Source organism: Parapedobacter defluvii, from assembly GCF_014642075.1.
Taxonomy (GTDB): Bacteria; Bacteroidota; Bacteroidia; order Sphingobacteriales; family Sphingobacteriaceae; genus Parapedobacter; species Parapedobacter defluvii.
Window position 1 is genome coordinate 81,669 of the sequence record NZ_BMIK01000020.1, and the last position, 20,186, is coordinate 101,854.

17 protein-coding genes are annotated in these 20,186 nt (G+C 42.1%); 4 read left to right on the forward strand and 13 right to left on the reverse strand.

The features are described from left to right. The first annotated feature begins 273 nt into the window (after positions 1–273). From IEX60_RS20525 to IEX60_RS20540, 4 genes are all read left to right on the forward strand, one after another. Entirely contained in the window at positions 274–1,122 is an 849-nt protein-coding gene (locus tag IEX60_RS20525) for an RteC domain-containing protein (RefSeq protein WP_159638790.1), read from the forward strand. 264 nt (positions 1,123–1,386) lie between these two features. Beyond that, entirely contained in the window at positions 1,387–1,695 is a 309-nt protein-coding gene (locus tag IEX60_RS20530; protein ID WP_159638791.1) for a helix-turn-helix domain-containing protein, read from the forward strand. Positions 1,696–1,782: 87 nt separating this feature from the next. Continuing rightward, a complete protein-coding gene (locus IEX60_RS20535; RefSeq protein WP_188753281.1) occupies positions 1,783–3,216 on the forward strand; it encodes a DUF3945 domain-containing protein in 1,434 nt (477 codons plus the stop codon). Positions 3,217–3,320: 104 nt separating this feature from the next. Next, the gene (locus IEX60_RS20540; protein ID WP_188753282.1) at positions 3,321–5,405 is read left to right on the forward strand and encodes a type IA DNA topoisomerase; all 2,085 of its coding nucleotides are present in this window, start codon (positions 3,321–3,323) and stop codon (positions 5,403–5,405) included. 166 nt (positions 5,406–5,571) lie between these two features. Here the strand turns inward: IEX60_RS20540 and IEX60_RS20545 are convergent, their stop codons facing one another. The 13 genes from IEX60_RS20545 to IEX60_RS20605 form a co-directional block, all read right to left on the reverse strand. Beyond that, a complete protein-coding gene (locus tag IEX60_RS20545; protein WP_188753283.1) occupies positions 5,572–6,399 on the reverse strand; it encodes an RteC domain-containing protein in 828 nt (275 codons plus the stop codon). A gap of 259 nt (positions 6,400–6,658) precedes the next feature. Next, on the reverse strand, positions 6,659–8,932 hold the full coding sequence (locus tag IEX60_RS20550) for a multicopper oxidase family protein (RefSeq protein WP_028069432.1): 2,274 nt from the start codon (positions 8,930–8,932) through the stop codon (positions 6,659–6,661). A gap of 13 nt (positions 8,933–8,945) precedes the next feature. Next, complete coding sequence (locus tag IEX60_RS20555) at positions 8,946–9,401, reverse strand: heme-binding domain-containing protein (protein WP_028069433.1); 456 nt, start codon at positions 9,399–9,401, stop codon at positions 8,946–8,948. 32 nt (positions 9,402–9,433) lie between these two features. Next, a complete protein-coding gene (locus IEX60_RS20560; protein ID WP_188753284.1) occupies positions 9,434–9,853 on the reverse strand; it encodes a hypothetical protein in 420 nt (139 codons plus the stop codon). Between the two features lie 26 nt (positions 9,854–9,879). Next, positions 9,880–10,404: a DUF305 domain-containing protein gene (locus IEX60_RS20565; RefSeq protein ID WP_002993268.1), complete on the reverse strand. Its 525-nt coding sequence runs from the start codon at positions 10,402–10,404 to the stop codon at positions 9,880–9,882. Between the two features lie 10 nt (positions 10,405–10,414). Beyond that, positions 10,415–11,080: a DUF3347 domain-containing protein gene (locus tag IEX60_RS20570; protein WP_159638873.1), complete on the reverse strand. Its 666-nt coding sequence runs from the start codon at positions 11,078–11,080 to the stop codon at positions 10,415–10,417. 6 nt (positions 11,081–11,086) lie between these two features. Next, a complete protein-coding gene (locus IEX60_RS20575; protein ID WP_159638875.1) occupies positions 11,087–13,207 on the reverse strand; it encodes a heavy metal translocating P-type ATPase in 2,121 nt (706 codons plus the stop codon). A gap of 18 nt (positions 13,208–13,225) precedes the next feature. Next, positions 13,226–13,531 carry a hypothetical protein gene (locus IEX60_RS20580; protein WP_028069437.1) on the reverse strand — a complete coding sequence of 102 codons (306 nt, stop codon included), beginning with the start codon at positions 13,529–13,531 and terminating at the stop codon, positions 13,226–13,228. A gap of 14 nt (positions 13,532–13,545) precedes the next feature. Further along, a complete protein-coding gene (locus IEX60_RS20585) occupies positions 13,546–14,427 on the reverse strand; it encodes a DUF3347 domain-containing protein (RefSeq protein WP_188753285.1) in 882 nt (293 codons plus the stop codon). 712 nt (positions 14,428–15,139) lie between these two features. Beyond that, positions 15,140–15,838: a cation efflux transmembrane domain-containing protein gene (locus IEX60_RS20590; RefSeq protein ID WP_444543946.1), complete on the reverse strand. Its 699-nt coding sequence runs from the start codon at positions 15,836–15,838 to the stop codon at positions 15,140–15,142. 99 nt (positions 15,839–15,937) lie between these two features. Beyond that, positions 15,938–18,109 (reverse strand): TonB-dependent receptor, encoded by a 2,172-nt coding sequence (locus IEX60_RS20595; RefSeq protein ID WP_188753287.1) that lies wholly within the window; start codon positions 18,107–18,109, stop codon positions 15,938–15,940. Between the two features lie 464 nt (positions 18,110–18,573). Further along, positions 18,574–19,605 (reverse strand): ACR3 family arsenite efflux transporter, encoded by a 1,032-nt coding sequence (gene arsB / locus IEX60_RS20600; protein ID WP_188753288.1) that lies wholly within the window; start codon positions 19,603–19,605, stop codon positions 18,574–18,576. 3 nt (positions 19,606–19,608) lie between these two features. After that, a partial coding sequence (locus IEX60_RS20605) for an arsenate-mycothiol transferase ArsC (RefSeq protein WP_229717679.1) occupies positions 19,609–20,186 on the reverse strand: 578 nt, incomplete at its 5' end.

Below are 20,186 nucleotides of genomic sequence, written 5' to 3' on the forward strand. Positions count from 1 at the left end.
TGGAAGATTTAAGGCGATTAAATCAACTTAAAGACAGTCCGTACCAATCTGATATATTCGTGGAAAAGGTAAATCAACCTAAACCTAAACAGCTTCAAATTTCGACAAAGGTAAACAAATTGAAAAGATGACAATGCGTTTTCATCGAAAATTTCCATGCTTTCTGCAAAAAAAAAACTTACCCTACTTCGACCTGTCTCATGAAAGAAACCCATTGTTAAGGACAATATTTGTGCATAGATAGTGATAGTGTTCAATTTTAAAACCTTAGCCATGAGACATCCTTTGAACAATATTGTGGCTGAAATACAAAAGCAAGAAAGAAAGCTGTCAGCCGAAACATCCAGTTTCATTGACGAGGCATATAAGATGACGGTTTACCTCCAAGAGTTATTATGTAGTGTCAAAGATGACGTGATAAAAGAGGGCTTTTCCAGTAAGGATGAGGAAATCCATTTTTTCAAACAGGTAAAGCCGAACATCCTCGGAAAACTTATCTATTACAATAAGGTGTACCGGATTGAGACGGCTTGCCCCGTGGATAACGGAAACCTGCACCAAAACTATTTCGCTCTGCAACTGCGTGACTTAAAACAGGAATACCAAGAGCATATCTGCAATTCCGAATTTTACAGGTATTACCGTTCCGGCAGAACCGACCGTGACGGGCATTATTTCACGTTGGGAAACATCAATTATTATGACGGGCTGAACAGCTTTGTATTTGAAATCGACCCCAAATTTTCAACCTACTTTGATTATAAGGTGGCGAAAATCATAGCTAACGAATTAATTTATAACTATCTGACCACAAAGCTAAGCCCCGAACAAAACCCCGATGTACTGCTACAACAAGAGGAAACAAAAGACTTCTTTTGGACACAGACCAAAAATGCCCTTATCGAATTGATTTATGCACTCTACGCCTGCGATGCCATTTCGCACGGGAAAATAGGCATCCGCAAAATCAGCATGGTTTTCCAAATCCTGTTCCGTATATCACTGAACGACATCCATAACAGCTTCCACCGGATGAAAACCCGTGCAGGCTCACGGACGTTGTTTTTAGACCAACTCAAATACAGCTTAGAGGAATATATGGACAGGGAAGACAACCTATAATTTTTGTCTTCTCTTTCCATCAAAAAGGACAGCATCAATCGGTGCTGTCCTTTTTTTGCCCGTTTGCCTATATGTGTCTATCGGCAAATCCATTGATTTGGATGCCTACCGATTGACCAAAAGTGCGAAAAACCCCTAAAAACAGCACTTTGCATGAATTGTAAAAAAATGAAAAAAGTGCCTTTTTGATAGACACGTATCGGAAGACAGCCTGCGCCAATCGCTCCAATTTTGTGGTGTTAGAAATCATTAAAAGTATTTGTTATGAACATCGACAGAATGGAATTTATCGCATGGATGGAACGTATAATGGAGCGTTTCGATATTTTAAAAGAGTACGTCCTAAACATCAAGAAAGAACGGCACAGTATAGACGGCGAGGAATTACTGGACAACCAAGACCTGCTCCTCATGCTGAAAATCAGCCACCGTTCCCTGCAACGATACCGCTCCACGGGCAAGCTACCGTATTACACCATCAGCGGAAAACTCTACTACAAACTATCGGATGTACACCAGTTCATTAGGGAGAGTTTCAAAACCCCCATACGGCGTACAAAAGAAAACCGATGACAAACCCTACCACGAAAAGACGGGTACGGCTATGCCGTACCTGCTTCGCCTACTTTCGGACAATGTAAACTTTAAAAAATCAATATCATGAGCGAACAGACAAATGAAAATCCACAGCAATATCCCGAACAGCTTTCGGATGTGCTGTTGGTGATGGACAAGGAAAAAAAGAAAATCCAAGCCGTTACGGGTGTTGACGAAAACGGCAATCTGAAAACCGTTGATGCCACCAAGAAAAACCAAAGCCAATTTATGCGAGTGGACAGAGCCGGAGATTTGTTTACAAATTTCTTCTCCAACTTTTGGCGACAGCTTAAAGACCCGACCCATTTCTCATTCTTCAAAGTACCTGCAAAGGAAGCGGTCGAAACCGCCAAAGAAATGCAGAAACAGGTCAATGCCCCCGCCAAAGAGGGCGAGGCTGTCATGGCAAAGCATGAGGTCAAAGAGCCAAAGGAGCAACAACAGGAAACCAAAAAGGATGTGGAAGCACCACAGGAAACACAGCAAGCGCAGGAGAAAAGCGAATACCGCTTTAAGGCAGAAGACGTTGACTGGAAAACTTTAGAGCAACTTGGTGTGAAAAGGGAAACGCTCGAAAAAATGGGGGCAATGGACACTTTGCTAAAGGGCTATAAAACTAATTTCGTAATGCCTGTAAGTGTCAATTTAGACACGGTAATTCTGCGTTCAGATGCAAGGCTCGGTCTTCAAAATGGTGCAAATGGTAAGGCGGTATTTATGATGTACGGTGTACGCCACGAACCCAACCTCGAAGCCCCTTTCTTTGGTCACGAGTTTACCAAAGAAGACAGGGAAAATCTGCTCAAAACCGGAAACATGGGGCGTGTGGTGGAATTGACCAACCGTAAAACAGGCGAAAAGATACCCTCCGTTATCAGTATCGACCACCTCACGAACGAGGTTATCGCATTCCGGCAGGACAGGATAAAAGTACCCGATGAGATTAAGGGCGTAAAGCTGACCGAAGACCAAAAACAGGATTTGAAAGATGGGAAAGCCATTTATTTAGAGGGGTTGGATTTTAAGAACAGTACGAACAAAAATGCCCATGTGCAGTTCAATGCCGACAAAAAATATACGGAGTTTCTTTTTGGCGATAAAGCACCCAGACAGGTACAGGAAAACGACCCGAAAATGTTCCGCAACAAAGTGTTCTCCGATGAACAGTACAAGCAACTCAACGAGGGCAAGACACTCTACATTTCGGATTTCAAAGATGGGCAAGGACAGCCGTATAAGGGGTATGTTACTTTGAACAAAGAAACGGGAAGCTATGATTTCAGCTTTAAGAACCCCAATGCGTTGAAAAATAAGGTACAGCCTGCCGAAACGCACAAAACACAGGTTGCTGTAAACTCCAACGGGAAAACCAACGAAGCAACCAAGCACGTCAACGAACCGCTGAAACCGGAACAACAAACGCCGAAAAACAAAACGCAACAGCAACGGCAGAATGACCCCAACCGTCCGGCTAAATCAAGAGGGGTAAGAAGATAATACCATCAAAAAACATTTTTCTTTGGAAATCCCCTTTCACAGAATACGAAGGGGTTTCTCAAAGAGAAATGTTCACCATTTAATCCATTAAAAGAGATAGTATCATGAAAGCAATCATTGCAGAAAAGCCAAGTGTGGCGAGGGAAATAGCTACCCTATTGGGAGCGACCGAAAAACGGGATGGCTACCTCACGGGGAACGGCTACGAAGTTACGTGGGCATTGGGGCATTTGGTCGGACTGGCGATGCCCGAAGATTACGGGGTATCGGGCTTCCAAAGGGAAGCCCTGCCCATATTGCCCGACCCTTTTATACTTACGGTACGCAAGATAAAAAAGGACAAAAGTTATGTTCCCGATAACGGGGCATTAAAACAGTTAAAGATTATCGAACAGGTCATCGGTAGATGCGATAGTATCATCGTGGCCACCGATGCCGGACGTGAGGGCGAAATCATCTTTAGGTACATCTATGAATATCTAAAATGCCGTAAGCCCTTTGAACGTCTATGGATAAGCTCACTCACGGAAAAGGCGATTAAACAGGGCTTTGACAACTTAAAAGCCGGAAGCGAATTTGACGGGCTATACCGTGCCGGACAAGGGCGGAGCAAAGCCGACTGGCTTGTGGGCATCAATGCCTCGCAGGCATTGAGTATTTCGGCAGGGCGTGGCGTTTACTCGCTTGGTAGAGTACAAACGCCAACGCTTGCCCTCATCTGCAAGCGGTATTTGGAAAACAAAGACTTTGCCGTCAAGAAATACTTTCAAATCCAGTTGGAACACCGCAAGGAATTTACAGACTTTAAGAGCCTTTCAAAGACCAAATGGGATGACAGGAAACTCGCTGACGATACGCTGAAATCTATTCAGCGTAACGGAACAGCAACCGTTACGGCAGTGGAAACCAAAACAGCTACGGAGCAACCGCCTTTGCTGTTCGACCTTACGGGATTACAGAAAGAAGCCAATAAAAGAGCATCCTATACTGCCGAGGAAACATTGAACATTGCCCAAAGCCTATATGAAAAGAAATTTATCACCTACCCCCGTACAGGGAGCAAGTACATCCCCGAAGATATGTGGTCGGAAATCCCTGCACTGGTAAGGAATTTGGAAGCACGGGCTTCCTGCAAAAAAGCGGTCGGAAAAGTGAAATGGGGGCGTTTCAACAAACGCATCGTGAATGATGTAAAGGTCACAGACCACCACGGTCTGCTGATTACCGAAAAAATCCCGTCCGAATTAACGGCACACGAAAACGTTATCTATGATATGATTGCGTACCGCCTGTTGGAAGCCCTTTCGCCTGCCTGTACCAAAGAAATAACCGACATCGAATTGCAGGCTCTGCACTATGACTTCACATTGAAAGGGTGTAAAATCCTCGAAGCCGGCTGGCGTGGCATCAAAGAAAAATTTACCGATGAGGACAGCGAGCCTTTGCAGGAACTGCCGGAATTAAAGGTCGGCGATGAGCTGAAAATCAAAGAGGCATCCGTACTGGAAAAGAAGACCAAACCGCCCGTGCTTTACACCGAGGCAGGTCTGTTGTCCGCAATGGAAAATGCCGGAAAGGAAATTGACAACGAGGACGAACGGAAAGCCCTAAAAGACATCGGTATCGGTACACCTGCCACAAGAGCCTCTATTATAGAAACGCTTTTTAAGAGGGATTACATTCAGCGTGAAAAGAAATCCCTTATCCCTACCCATAAGGGATTGCAGGTTTACGGGGCTGTAAAGGACAAAAAGATTGCCGATGTAGCCATGACCGCCGAATGGGAAATGGCATTGCAGAAAATTGAAAACAACGAGGCGGATGCTGGTGCTTTTCAGCGTGAAATGGAAGCCTATGCCACTTCCATTACACGGGAGCTTTTGGACACGGGCATTGTCAATGAAAAGCAACCCGAACTGACCTGCCCCAAATGCAAGAGCCGTCAGCTATTGGTTTGGAACAAGGTTGTAAAATGCCCCGATGAGGCTTGCAACTGGCTTCAATTCCGTACCGTGTGCGGAGTGCCGTTGAGCGTTGCCGATATAGAAAACCTCGTGACCAAAGGAAAGACCAACCTTATCAAAGGCATGAAAAGCAATTCGGGCAATAAGTTCAATGCCTATATCGTCATGAACGATAAAGCCGAAACTTCCTTTGAGTTTGAAAACAGGAAACCAAACAGGAAATAAAATAAATGCTTTGTTTTCTGAACGGCATACAGCGTGAGGGATAGAAGCGACATCCTTTTGCGGTCCTGCAAGATCCGCAAAAGATATAGCGGATAGCCCGACCCGTCTGCATTTTTTCGTTAGCCTGGGCATGAGGCTAAAATGCAGACGGTGGCACGCCCAAATCCTACTTTTCGTCCTGCTCGTCCATTCTACGCATAAGTTCTTCCCGAAGCGCATCAAGGAATTTTGTACGGTTCATCTTCCGGTTTCTCAACTCCAAATAAGCCTGATAAAAATTGCCCAAATCAACATCAAATGTGCTTTCAAAATATAGGGCTACTTCCCTTATATCGTTGTTCCCGTTGTCAAATACATTTTGATAGTGCAGGGCATAAATCAGTTCTATCAATGCCACTTTACTTCCTGTCCATTTCAGCTTCTTTTGGATTTTCGATTTATCTTTTTGGAATTTGTTATACAACTGGTCTTCGATGTAAACCTGTATCAAATCATTGGCTATTATCTTGGCGACCTTATAATCATGTGAAGTGGAAAAGGACTGGTCAGATTGAAAATAATAAGTGTCCAACCACAGCTTTATATCATGCTTCCCCCTTAAAAACATTCTATCGTCAAGTAACGAATTGTTGCTACGGTAATACTTATAGAAATCGAGGTTGTTGTTAAAGAACCTCTTAAGTTTTTTCAGTTCTTTGTTGAGGTATTTCCTTATGGGCTTTGCTCCATAGGGCTTTTTTGTTTCGATTTTGTAGATGGCATTGTAGTAAATGAGTTTTGCTACAAAGGCAGGTTTCTGATACTTGAAAAAACGGATTTCCTCATCCGTGTTCCTAAACCCTCTTTTCAGAACATACTCTTTCAGTTTGGACAGGCATTCAAGGATAAGGTGTATAACGGCTTCTATCCGTTGTATGGAACAATCGGTTTCAATCTCCAATTCGTTGATGGCTGTTTCCAGTTTATGTAGGGTTTCATTATAGAATTTATTCATCTGTTTATTTTGAAATAGATGTTATTGGTTAATACAGAAAAGCTAACACTGTTCGTATTAGCTTATGATGCAATTACTGCTTAAAAAAATTCAACCTCTACCGTATTGATGATGGAACGATAGATAGATTTTTGTTGCATACTTTAAAGGGTTGTAGTATGATGCAGGTTAGTCTTTGCGAATTACACCTGCATCACCTCCTTTTTTTTACCGATATTTTTTTACGGTTATGCAGTTTACAACCCTTAGTTATTTAATTTTAATAAGTCAATGCCAGCCCCACACCAAAGCCCATATCGCTATCATAGTGGGTACGTATACCTATATTCTTATTAATGATATACCTAAGTTCTCCCATATACTCTAAGTCGGTATTCACCATAAAACCACCTCTTAGTCTTTTTGAAATTGGTATATCTTCACGCATTAACTGCAATCTCACAATTCCATCATGATATACTTCTGCCTGAAAATTGACGAGCATAGGTAACGTATACATAAACCCTAAACTGAACGCCCTGCGGGTATCTTTCTTGTTGGTTTGTCCAAATATGTTCTTTTCGTGTTCATCTTCTCCCATTTTACGGTAGCGGTAATCAAAACCTACAAAGGGCATGAACCATTGCATCTTTCCAATGTATCTACCTAAATGGGTTTCTACTTCATAACCGTGCATACTATTATAGCCTAAACGCCATTCTGTTCCTAATTGGTAGCGTGCATTCATTAGCATAGCTTCTCCATCATTACCATTGGTTGCAAAATCGTTTTGTGCCATAAAATGAGGCATATTACTTTCTCTTTGCAATTCTTTATAGGCTTTTGCCTTGTCGGGTAGATAGGGGTTATTGTAGTCTCCAACTTCAAAGACCCTGTTCATTCCCGCCATCATGTGATATAATATATGGCAATGAAAGAACCAATCACCTTCCTCATTTGCTAAAAACTCAATGGTATCTGTTTCCATAGGCATGATATCCAACACATTTTTAAGCGGCGATTTTTCGCCTTTTCCGTTTATCACCCTGAAATCAAATCCGTGAAGATGCATTGGATGCCGCATCATTGAATTATTATAAATGGTAATCCGTAGAATTTCTCCTTTTTTTACAGGTATTTTGTCAGTTTCCGAAAGTATTTTATTATCCATGCTCCATACATAGCGGTTCATGTTGCCAGTAAGTGTGAATTTCAACTCTTTTACAGGCGCATCATTTGGAAGAGAGGTGTTATAAGGTGATTGCAACATAGCATAATTTAATGTTTTGATGTCTCCCAAGGCATTAGCGTTGTAACGGTTAGCGTCGTTATCCATATCCATACCCTCATGCTTACTGTGGTCTGCTTTTTTTGTTGCATCTCCGGTAATTTCGGGATACATCACTACATTCATGTCCATTTGGTTAAGGCTCATCTTCATGCCCATATCGTCCAAATCGCCATTCATTTTCATCATATCGTTCATCATCTTCATCCCCTCGAAATACTTCAATCGTGGGAGTGGAGAAATAAGCTGTTTGACCCCATCACCTATAAAGTAACTCGCAGATTGTGTCCTGTCTTCGGTTGTTGCTAAGAACTCGTAAGCCAAACCATCTTGAGGGATAGTCACTACAATATCGTAAGTTTCAGAAACGGCAATGATTAACCTGTCCACCTCTACAGGCTCTACATCATTCCCATCATTCGCTACTACTGTAATTTTTCCTCCAGCATACCGTAGCCAGAAATAGGAAGACGCCCCTCCATTGGAAACACGCAATCTGACTTTGTCGCCTGCTTTTAGCTTTTTACCATCAATTGTTTTCAAATCGGTGCTATGGCTACCATTTATTAGGATTTTATCATAGTAAACGTCACTGACATCCATCGCCAGCATCCGCTTCCACTCGTTTTTTACCTTTACCCCTAATTTTCCCTCCTTAATAGCTTCAACATATGATTGTGTTGCGCCTTTCTTAATGGCCGCCCAATCATTTGCATTGTGTAGCATACGGTTGATATTATCGGGGTTAAGATTTGTCCACTCACTTAATATAATTGGAACGGTCGGCAAATCGTCAATTCCTTTTCTGAATGTCTTATCATCGCTTCTTTTCTTCATGATAAAACTTCCGTACATGCCAATCTGCTCCTGCAATCCTGAGTGGGAATGGTACCAGTGCGTACCATGCTGGATAATCGGAAAACGGTAGGTGTAGGTTGTGCCCGGTGCGATGGGTTTTTGTGTAAGCCAGGGCACACCGTCTTCTTTATTGGGCAGGAACACGCCATGCCAGTGAAGTGATGTGCTTTCTTTCAATTGGTTGTGCACCACTATTTCGGCAGTGTCGCCCTCGGTAAAGGTAAGGGTGGGCATGGGGATTTGCCCGTTTACGGCAATTGCCCTTTTTTGCTTACCTGCATAGTTGACAAGCGTATCTTTTACATACAGCTCGTAATGCACCACTCTCTGTGCAAACAGCGTTTGCGTGCAAAGCAGTATCAGCACTGTTTGCAAAATTCTTATAGGTATTTTATTATATCTGTTCATGATTTGAAAAATTTTATTTAATGCTGTCTTCCATTGTGCTAAACCACGCTATCAAAACCTGCTTATCCTCCGGTGACAATACTGCATTGCGATGAATTAGTGTGTATGATGACAACGGCATTTCCCCGTCCTTAACCTGCCCGGCCATAGCCCTGAACTTGTTTCGCTGCCTGCGGACAGAATAGTCGCCAAATTCGCTAAAGTTGAGTTCCTCTTTCCCCTTTTTTATATGCTCTGCCATGTACCATGCGCCGGGCTGGATACGGCTGTACCACGGATAATGGGTATTGTTGCTATGGCAGTCATAACAGGACTGAACAAGGATAGTCTTTACATTTTGGGGTACGGCGTACACCCTTTCGATATGGGTGGCTGGCACTTCAACCGCCTGGTTCCGTAAGGGCTGAAAGAACTGTATGGCAATCAGGACGACAGCCAGCCCCAATATGATTTTCTTCTTTATGGTCATAATTATTTTATTGTGGCTTCATCTTTTTGTGTCTACTGTTTTTTCACATACTTGGCATAATTCTCCTTGTTTTCAAAATAAGAAACTTCACCGTTATTTCCTGTCACAGCAATCACCGCATTAGCTTTGTCTACCTGCTTATGGGAATAGGGGTCTATCGCCATCCGCACGGTCACATCTTTTGGAATACGTTCCTTACACATTTCGCAACATCCGTAATAGGTTTTACCATCAAATTTTACTTCAAACTGCTTTTTGCCGATATAGGCATCGTTGACCATGCAGACTTCATCCGATGGAACCAATTCACCTGTTTGGGTAGTATGTCCGTTGCTTTCCGGAGTTGCCTGCGAATGCTGCTGTTCCGCTTCATCCTTATTTGACCCCGCCTGACCGCAAGCGGTGAATAGCAGGGTTAATAAGGAAATAAAGCCAATTATTATTTTGTTCATGTCCAAACTTGTTTTTTTAAATTTTATTATTTACTTTCTTCAAACTCTTTTAGCTTGCGCTTCATTAGTTCAATTTCTTCCGCTTGGGTTTTAAGTATATTTTTTTGCAGCTCTATCAGTTCCGGGTCGGTCAGGTGTGCCTTTTCGGACATCAATATGGCTGCTGCGTGATGGGGTATCATACCCTTTGCAAACTGCTTGTCCCCGACATTGATTTGTTCCCTGATACCAAACCATGAAAAGATGCCAACAGCAACCGAGATGATGGCTATCGCCCAATTCATCTTCCTGTTGGGGTACATTACTTTCATTATCGCTAATTCGATAAGCAGCATTGCCGAGGTCATCAGCAGGGTCATGTACAAATTGTTGATATTGGGTATCAGGTTCTGCCACCCGTCAATCATGGCGTACATGATAAAATACATCACTGCGAACATTGCGACAGCCATCACCGCAAAGCGTTTGTACATGGCCGAAGCATGTTTTGTATTGTGCGTGCCATGCTCCGAGGAATGACCCGCATGGTGACTGTTTTGCATATTTTCCATAACCCGAAATTTATTTGCTGTTAATTGTTTTTTCCACCTTACCGCAGGTCAGCATTTTAGAACCGTAGTAAGGGTTTTTGATTTCCTTGTTTTCGCTGAACCAAACAGCACCCTTACCGTCATTGAACATCGGGCAATGGTCCTGATACAATGTTTGCGATGTACCGAACAAATCAATCAGGTCTTTCAAATCTTCGCCAAGCGAGGCCAAATGTTCCCGCTGGTGGTGAATGTTGCCGACATTTTCCCCGATATGTTCTGCGTGTTCTTTAGCATCGTCCGCTATGTCCATGTACTTTTTGTGCTTATCAGCAGGAACGGCTTTCATGTCCACTTTATTCAGGGTAGCTAACAGCTTTTTCCCTGAACTGGCGGCAGCTTTGTCATCGTCCGAAACAAGGGCGTTCTTTAAGGACAGATAATCGGTAACTATGGGCGCAATAGAAAAGTTTTTTGCTTCTTCTTTTCCTGTTGCTTTTGCTTCCTGACCGCTCGGAGTTTCACTCACAACGTGCGCAGCTACCGTATCATCCTCTTTTGGTTGGGAAGCTGACTGTTCTTGTGATACAACAGCAGTATCACTTGAAGACTGCTCGTTTTTGTTGGATGCCTGATTGCATGATACTGTTACAAATGCCATGATAACAGCAATGATTGATAATGTTAGATTTTTCATTTTTATTTATTTTTTGATTTTTAAAAAACTTGCGTTAATAGCCACTACAATGGTGCTTACACTCATCAGCACAGCACCCATAGCGGGACTTAAAACAAAATTCGGATAGAGTACGCCTGCCGCAAGCGGTATTGCCACCACGTTGTAGCCAACCGCCCATATCAGGTTCTGTACCATCTTTTTGTAGGTAAGTTTGCCGAAGTCAATCAGTTTGACCACATCCCTCGGGTCGCTGTCTACCAATATGATATCCGCTGTTTCGGCAGCCACGTCCGTACCGGAACCCACGGCAATTCCAACATCTGCCTGTGTCAGTGCAGGTGCATCATTTACACCATCACCAGTCATTGCTACGATTTCGCCTTTTGCCTGAAACTCCTTTACTTTCTCCTGCTTGTTATGCGGAAGCACATTGGCCAAATACCCGTCCATACCCAATTTTCCGGCTACGGCAGCAGCAATCCTGTCGTTATCCCCCGTGAGCAGAAAGGACTTGATGCCCATTTTTTTGAGTTCCTCAATCGCCTGTGCCGACCCCTCACGGATGCTGTCTGCCAAAGTAATGAGGCCGATTACCCGGTCATCAATGAGAACAAAGTTTACTGTTTCGGCTTCCTGATTAATTTCGGCTGGAATTTCCGGCAAAGAAAGGTGGTTTTCGGTGAAGTAATTCGGGCCACCAGCTACAACACTCTTTCCGTTTACAACACCTTTTACACCTATACCCTGCATATAGCTAAAGTTTTCAGACTTCCATAACGCAAGCCTCTTTTCTTTCAATGTAGCCATAATGCCTTTCGCGATATGGTGTTCCGAATTTTGCTGTACTGCGGCAGCATACTGGATAACTGCATCGGCATTGTATTCGTCCGTAAAGGGAATAACCTTTTCCACGGCATGGGAACCTTTGGTGAGCGTTCCGGTTTTGTCAAAAATGATGGTAGATAGCTTACGGGTGGTTTCAAATGCTGTGCGGTTGCGGATGAGCAGACCATTGGTCGCCGATAGCGTTGTGGAAATGGCGACCACCAACGGGATAGCCACGCCCAATGCGTGCGGGCAGGCCGTTACCATTACCGTCACCATTCTTTCAAGCGCAAAGGCAATATCTCCACTGCTTGCATACCAATAGGCAAATGTGCCTATGCCCACGGCAATGGCAATAAAGGTGAGCCATTTGGCAACTTTGTCCGCAAGGTTTTGCGTATTGGACTTAGTAGCTTGTGCCTCCTGCACAAGATTGATAACCCTGTTCAGGTAGCTGTCTTTTCCAACGGCTGTTACCTTAACTTTCAGCGCACCATCGCCATTGATAGAGCCTGCGATGACCTTTCCGTCCTTTTCCTTTTTTACGGGAACACTTTCTCCGGTAAGCATACTCTCGTTGATATATGAAAGCCCATCCAGAACCAATCCGTCGGCTGGAATTTTTTCACCCGGTTTTATGATAGCCGTTTCACCGCTTTGCAGGTCTTCGAGCTTTATCTTTACAGCTTCTCCGCCTCGTTCCACGGTAACATCGTTGGGCAGTAACGCTACCAATGACTGTAATGCCCGTGAAGCAGCCATTTGGGAACGCATTTCCAGCCAATGCCCTAACAGCATGATGTCAATTAGGGTTGCCAGTTCCCAAAAGAAATCCATACCCTGCAAGCCAAATACAACGGCTACGGAATAGACATAGGCTACGGATATGGCGATAGCAACAAGTGTCATCATCCCTATGGCTTTGGCTTTCACCTCGCCAATCATTCCCTTTAGGAATGGTAAGCCTCCATAGCAATAAATCACCGTACCCAATGCCAGCAACACATATTTATCGCCATTGAAAGCAAGCGAGAAACCTAACCATTGCTGTATCATGTGCGACAGGAGCAGTATAGGGATTGTAATGACAAGGCTTATCCAAAAACGAGTGAGGAAATCACCTGTATGATGTCCCTCATGTTTATTAAAGTTTTCGTCAGCATGGCCATGTTGAGAATGCCCGGAATGCCCATGTTCTGATGTGTGTTCATGAGAAACTGACGCACCGCCAACGGGAACCAATGCCATGCCACAGAGCGGGCATTTGCCCGGTTCGTCTTTTAGCACCTGTGGGTGCATAGGACAGGTATATTTTTTCATAACAAGGGGTTTTAAAAGTTATGTTGCACTTAATTTTTTTGCCATCTCATGGGTCATTTCTTCGGCATAAGTACCATAGGCATCAACAAGTACGCCTTTATTCTTACTATCATTAGACGATATGGCATAAATTACGGCATTGTTATCAGGACTGCTGTCGAGGCTTTCAAACCTATGAGTTTCCGTAACCGTAAAATCCTCCGGTTTTAGTTTCAGGCTCCTTGACGCACAGTAAAGGCAGTCCGGCAACAGACTAAAGTCCATACTGTACCCACGCTGTCTTAGGTCTTTAAGTGCCTGCACCATGTCATTGTACTGTACCATAGCTTTCAGACCTGTTATTTAATGGTTTCGACCGTACTTCCGCAGGTGAGCATCTGTGAGCCGTAATATGGATTTTTAACCGCATTCTCTTTACTTAGCCAATTGGCTCCCTTACCTCCATTGTACATAGGACAGTGCTGGTAATAAACGGGGGTGTCCTGTTTAGACACTTTAGCCAGTGTGTAGATGCTTCCCGAAAGTGCCGCAAAAGCACTTCTTTGTTTTGCAACGTCTTTTGATTTTGAAATGCTTTCCGCATTGGCCGTTAAGTCCTGCATTACTTTCATCCAAGCCGTATGTTCCTCTGCCGATAGCTTATTCATATCGACTGCTTTAAGGGATGCGGCCAATTCAGCGGCATTGGCAGATGCGGTCGCCGCATCGGTTTTTATCAAAGCGTCTTTCACTGAAAAGTAGTTGTCAAATACAGCTTTTAGCTGTGATCGGTTTTGGGCTGCATCTTTGTTAGCGGATGCTGCCATTTGGCCATGGTCGTGATTGCCATGTCCGGCATTCATGTCCATTCCCGCCTCTTTGTTTTTGGCAACCGTCTTCACGGGTCTATCATACTGGCAGCAACCAGCCAGTTTAGCATATACGTCATCCGGCGCACGGAACTTCTCACTGTCATAACCAGCCAAAGCAATACGTTTCAGGATTTCATCCTGATTTGTTTTGTCGCCGTCATAGGTGAGCGTAGCCATCTTGGTATCTTTGTTCCAGTCCACGCTGGCTACCTTTTTTACGTTACCTGCTTTTTCGATGGTGGTTTTGCACATACCACAATTGCCGTAAATCTTTACGGTTTCTGTTTTCGCATTCTTGATTTGTGCGAAGCCGTTTATTGATGATAGTAACACGGCGATTACCATCACTATTTTTGATAATGATTTCATAATAATTACATTTTGAGAAACGGGGGATTGATAAACCCGTTTCTGTTTTAAATTTTAAGTAAATGATACAAATAGGGGATTTGCAAAAGCCGGAACAGCTTCTGACAGGACACACCTATGGCTATCAGGCCATAGTTTTAGCTTATTTTAGGCGGTAGCCAAATGGAGAAAAAGCCCGAAGAATAGTAGGCTTCTTTGAAACCGAATTTTTGCTTTTTAACTGCTGCTAAGTGATTTTTTGCCTTTAATTCGATTATGGTTGGGACATTTAGGGAAGTGGTTGAAGCACCGCACCTGCAAGAGCTGTGTGAACAGCCGCCCCCGCATTTGTCACTTTTGCATTTTTTACAGGATTTGCCCTTGCAACCTTTTTTATGTTCTGATTTTTTGGATTTCTCCTTTGAGCAGGAAGACTGCTCGGTCTTTGTTGAATTTTTGGAACAGGCATAGCTCTGACTTGGCATCATAAAGAAAACCAAACAGAACAATGTCAAAATGCCTATATGTATTCTATAATTTTTCAACGCAACAAAGTTACAAATTAGATTGGTTTTTTATGTGATTTTTAAGATTTTTTTGCTTATCTGAGCAAAACCACCTATCCACTTTTCCAGGATTTACAAAATACCCTTTTTCGCCAACCACAATAAAAAATTGGCCGGAAAAAGGGCATTTCTAAAACAGCTTGCTTATCACTTGAAAATATAACGACTTATTCTACTAACTTCAATATCCTATATGCCCCTCTTGCCACAATTACAAATACAATTGCTCCGATAATCAAATCGGGGTAGCTTGAATTAAGCCAATGAACCAAGAGACCTGCAACGATAACGCCCGAATTGATAATGACATCGTTCGATGTGAAAATCATACTTGCCTGCATGTGGGCTTCCTTACTTTTGTTCTTTTGTAACAGGTAAAGACAAAGCACATTTGCCATTAGTGCCAAAACTGAAACGATAATCATCGTTTGAAAATCGGGCATCTTTTCAAAACCTAAAAAACGTCTTATTACTTCCACAAAACCGATAACAGCCAACAAGATTTGGAAGTACCCTGCAAATTTGGCTATGTTGTTTTTTCTTGCGACCGTACCCCCTACAGCAAACAGAGCCAAAGCGTAGACGATACTATCGGCAAGCATATCCAAGCTATCCGCTACCAATCCCATTGAGTTGGAAAAAATACCGAACAACATTTCCACTCCAAAGAAAACGAAGTTGATAACCAGTACCGTCCAAAGTAGCCTCCGTTGTCTATTGCTTGTATCCGTTTCAATAACTCCGTCAGTTTCTTCGGTTGAAATCAACGTTGTATTTAGGTTCAAAGTTTCCAAAGCCGATAAAATCGGCTCGGGGTTTCCATTATGATAAACATTCAATTCCCTATTGGGAATATCAAATTCCAATGACTTTACCGTATCAAAATCCTGCAATTTCATACGGATTAATTGCTCCTCACTGGGGCAATCCATTTTGGTAATATTGAATATGGTTTTGTTCATATTTTAAAGTTTAAATTTTATTCCACCATTAATTACAAATCCGTCCAACGGTGCATAGATGTCTCTAAAAACAGGGTTGGTTATTGTGCCTGTATAGATGTTGTCAAAACGTGTCTGCCTTGTATCAAGGAAGTTTTCAAAGTTGATATACAAAGAGAACCGTTCCCAAATCTTTTCAGCCATAAAGCCACACATCCAATAGTCCTTTCCAGTTGTACCGTCATTCAACTTTTGAGGGCTGAAATAATAGGCTTCCAAACCAATCTTCCATTTATCCTCTATTTCGTACATCAGTACGGAATTAACACGGTGTTTTGGGGTCAATGGATTTTCGGTACTTGTTCCGTTTTCCAGCAATCGGGTATCGGTAAATGTGTAGCCCAAAAATAGTTTCAAATCATCATAGCCGATTTTCACATTGGTTTCTGTTCCCTTGGTATGGATGTAACCCGATGAATTGATAAACTGATAAGTATTTGTTGCCATATTTTGAAGCAACAATGGATTGTCTAAATAGGTGTAAAAGAATAAATGGTTGATGCTGAACGTCCAGTCATCGCCCATATTCGTGCGGTAATTGATGTCTGCATTTGCACCGTAGCTCTTTTCTAATTTATTGGTATTATCATCAATAGGCATAACGTTTTGATATTGTATGCGTTCGCTTTCTTCGGTAAAAATGGTTGGTGTTTTATACCCAAATCCACCCCCGATGCGTGAAGTCAATCCGTTTGCAATATGGAACAATGCCGATACTCTTGGTAGAAAAACAGCCCCGTAATCCACCACGTAATCCGTTCTTAAACCTGTTTCCAATTGAAACCAGTCCGTAGCCCTAAAAGAATTTTGAACGAAAGCCCCGAATGTCGTTTGATTGTAATCCCTTAACGGAAATGAGGTAATTTGTTTTTCTTTGAAGTTATCCGTCCAAATATTAACACCTGTTATCCATTCAGACTTTTCTTTGCTGTGGGTATAGCTCGCTTCCGTAAAAGTGGCTGTTTGCGTTCCCTCAAACTCGTAATTGGGAATAGCTGTATTACGGTTAAAATAACTTACGCTGTTTTTGACTTGGACAAAACTGTTTTCATTTACTGTATGGTCAAAAACAAATTGTGTGGAATAACGCTGTGTTTTGTTTTCCTCGAAAAACTGGTGTGTGTTGTCCGCTTTGCCCTTTATATAAAGCATGTCGCCACCCAAACGGTTTTCAATGGTGGCGTTGATGCCAAAGTTCATTTTAGTTTTATCATTGAAGTAAACAAATAACTTGGGGTTCAATACATACCTTTCAAATTGGGGAATGGCAGAAAGTCCGATTTGTGCAGGGTCGTAAGCTACGTTTCGGTTGTGCGAAGCGAATATTGTTGTTCCGATTTTATTAAACTTTTGTCCGTAAAAACCGTTGATGTCCAATCCTCTGCCCGATGTTCCGTTTAAATGAAAACGCAAATCCCTTTCTTCCGTTGGTGTCTTGGAAATTAAGTTTACCAAGCCTGCTATTGCTCCACCACCGTACAGCGTAGATGTTGAACCCTTAATAACTTCAACCTGCTTTAAGTCAAGCGGTGGAATTTGCAACAAACCTAACCCACTTGAAGCACCGGAATAAATCGGGAAACCGTCTTTTAAAATTTGCGTATATCGCCCGTCAAGTCCTTGAATACGAATACTTGCATTGGCACTTGTGGGTGAGGTAGTTTGGACATGAATACCTGTACTCTCGCTCAAAAGCATACGAATATCCCCTGCTTTCATATTTCCTTTTTCGTCCAATTCTTCACCTCCGATAAATTCAATACGGGTAGGAATATTTTGTATGCTTCTCGTGCTTCTGGTAGAGGATATGACAATTTCGTCTAACTCCTCTGAACTTTCTTTGAGTAGGATTTCAATAACACTGGTGTCCTTTAATGGAAATTCTAATGTATCAATACGTTCATTGAAGCCTATATAACTAAAATGTATTTCCTGTAATCCATTAGGAATATTGAATAATGTAATTTGCCCGTTCTCGTTAGATGTTGCTCCAATTGAAGTGCCTTTTATAGATGCCGTTACGCCAATTAAAGGTTCTTTCGTTCCACTGCTTTTTACGACAGCGGTTAATGTATTTTGTGCATATACACAAAGGTTTAGTGCCATGAAAAATGACACAATGAGTATTTTTTTCATTGTAAAAATGATGCTTAATGTGAAGAAATAAACAATTACGATGCAAAGCATCGTTACTAACTAACTTGTGCCGAAGCACTATACATTAAGCGATTTGTGGTGGATGCCAAATAGAATAGGGGAAGTCAGAAATAGGTGACGTAGTTATTACTCCTAATTTCTTTTCAGGTAATTGGAAAGAGTTAGCAATTGAAAAATAAAATGACGTTATTACAAACCCCGTACAGGTATTACATTTAGAAAAAGGGGAGCAACAATCCATCCCGCAATCATCGTTGTCTTGTTCTTGACTATCTGATGTTTGGTATGCGAGGTCAAGGCATTTATCTACCATAAAGCAAGGTGCTGTTGATAACACCAACACCATTAAAGCTAATATGAATGATAAATATTTCATTATGCAAAGGTAAAAAAAATTAGTTTTCAAATCTCTACTCTTATTTCATCCCTTAAAAAAACCTTTTCTATGGGTAATACTTTCCCTTTAACCACAAACTTGCTCGTACCAATAGTATCAGTACCGGAACTTCCACCAGTGGGCCGATTACGCCCACAAAAGCCTGTGGTGAATGAATGCCAAAAACAGCTATTGCTACGGCTATTGCCAATTCAAAATTATTTCCTGTGGCTGTAAATGCGATGGATGCGTTTTTGTCGTAAGGAACATTTAAGAATTTGCTGATAAAGAAGCTCACGAAAAACATCAGTACAAAATAGATGATAAGCGGTATAGCTACTTTTACTACATCCATTGGCAACTCCAATATTTTATCACCTTTCAGACTGAACATCAATACTATGGTGAACAATAAAGCATATAATGTAATGGGTGATATTTTGGGAACGAATTTGCGGTTATACCATTCTATACCTTTTGACTTTACAAGTGCGTAACGACTTATAAAACCTGCTAAGAAAGGAATACCTAAGTATATCAATACGCTTTCGGTTACATCTTTCATTGATACGCTTACATTGAAATTGGCTAAGCCTAATTTATTGGGTAATACGTTAATAAATAGCCAAACAAAGAAGCTGTAACTTATTATCTGAAAGATACTGTTCAATGCGACTAATAATGCCGTATATTCTCTATTCCCTTTCGCCAAGTCGCTCCATACTATGACCATAGCGATACATCTTGCCAAACCGATTAATATTAAACCCGTCATATAATCGGGTTCGTTTCGTAAAAACAAAACGGCTAAACCAAACATCAATACTGTACCGATTACCCAATTCAGTAATAAAGATATGCCGATTACTTGCGTGTCTTTAAATGCTTTGGGCAACAATGAATAATCCACCTTAGCCAAAGGTGGGTACATCATCAATATAAGCCCTATTGCCAAAGGAATATTGGTAGTGCCTACGGATAAGGCATTTGTAACATTGGAAATGCTCGGAAAGAAATACCCTAATACTATTCCTGTCGCCATTGCAAGGAATATCCATAACGTTAGGTAACGGTCAAGAAATTTTAGTTTTGGTTGCATCGGCTAACTTTTAATCATTGAAAAAACATAGAACATTTCCTGCGCTATCTGCAAACTCCTTTCAGCATATACCTGTGCCTGTTCGGGTGAGCCGTCCGAAATCTTGGGGTCTTCAAATGTGATGGGTATTCTCTTTTCCGCTCCGGCAATGAATGGGCATCCACCGTCCGCCTGCGAACAGGTCATAATGGCGACAAATGCCGATGCAGGGTTGAAAGGACTATCGTATTTTTTTGAAAACCCAATGACTGGCAAAGCATTATCGCTGTATTTTATCGCATATACAGGATTATCGGTTTCCGCAATCTTGAAAATATGAAAACCTTGATTGGTCAATGTTTCCGCCACTTTCGGGAATAGTGCTGTTTCTTCTGTACCGCCCGAATAACAATGTACGTTCGGGATATTGAAGTATGCACTTGCCAACTGCGCCCATACCTGTGCTAAATGGCTTCTTCGTGAATTATGGGTACAGATAAAATTGAGGTTTATATCCTCATGTAATCGGTAAATACAAGTGCAGAGAAAATGGAAAATAAGGATACAGAGAAATCGGCAACAATAAGTACATGATTTCGGCA

What these genes read in the sequence shown, in the direction of transcription:
- IEX60_RS20525 (WP_159638790.1), top strand. Translation starts at nt 274, where the DNA reads ATGAGACATCCTTTGAACAATATTGTGGCTGAAATACAAAAGCAAGAA.
- IEX60_RS20530 (WP_159638791.1), top strand. Translation starts at nt 1,387, where the DNA reads ATGAACATCGACAGAATGGAATTTATCGCATGGATGGAACGTATAATG.
- IEX60_RS20535 (WP_188753281.1), top strand. Translation starts at nt 1,783, where the DNA reads ATGAGCGAACAGACAAATGAAAATCCACAGCAATATCCCGAACAGCTT.
- IEX60_RS20540 (WP_188753282.1), top strand. Translation starts at nt 3,321, where the DNA reads ATGAAAGCAATCATTGCAGAAAAGCCAAGTGTGGCGAGGGAAATAGCT.
- IEX60_RS20545 (WP_188753283.1), bottom strand. Translation starts at nt 6,399, where the DNA reads ATGAATAAATTCTATAATGAAACCCTACATAAACTGGAAACAGCCATC.
- IEX60_RS20550 (WP_028069432.1), bottom strand. Translation starts at nt 8,932, where the DNA reads ATGAACAGATATAATAAAATACCTATAAGAATTTTGCAAACAGTGCTG.
- IEX60_RS20555 (WP_028069433.1), bottom strand. Translation starts at nt 9,401, where the DNA reads ATGACCATAAAGAAGAAAATCATATTGGGGCTGGCTGTCGTCCTGATT.
- IEX60_RS20560 (WP_188753284.1), bottom strand. Translation starts at nt 9,853, where the DNA reads ATGAACAAAATAATAATTGGCTTTATTTCCTTATTAACCCTGCTATTC.
- IEX60_RS20565 (WP_002993268.1), bottom strand. Translation starts at nt 10,404, where the DNA reads ATGGAAAATATGCAAAACAGTCACCATGCGGGTCATTCCTCGGAGCAT.
- IEX60_RS20570 (WP_159638873.1), bottom strand. Translation starts at nt 11,080, where the DNA reads ATGAAAAATCTAACATTATCAATCATTGCTGTTATCATGGCATTTGTA.
- IEX60_RS20575 (WP_159638875.1), bottom strand. Translation starts at nt 13,207, where the DNA reads ATGAAAAAATATACCTGTCCTATGCACCCACAGGTGCTAAAAGACGAA.
- IEX60_RS20580 (WP_028069437.1), bottom strand. Translation starts at nt 13,531, where the DNA reads ATGGTACAGTACAATGACATGGTGCAGGCACTTAAAGACCTAAGACAG.
- IEX60_RS20585 (WP_188753285.1), bottom strand. Translation starts at nt 14,427, where the DNA reads ATGAAATCATTATCAAAAATAGTGATGGTAATCGCCGTGTTACTATCA.
- IEX60_RS20595 (WP_188753287.1), bottom strand. Translation starts at nt 18,109, where the DNA reads ATGAAAAAAATACTCATTGTGTCATTTTTCATGGCACTAAACCTTTGT.
- arsB (WP_188753288.1), bottom strand. Translation starts at nt 19,605, where the DNA reads ATGCAACCAAAACTAAAATTTCTTGACCGTTACCTAACGTTATGGATA.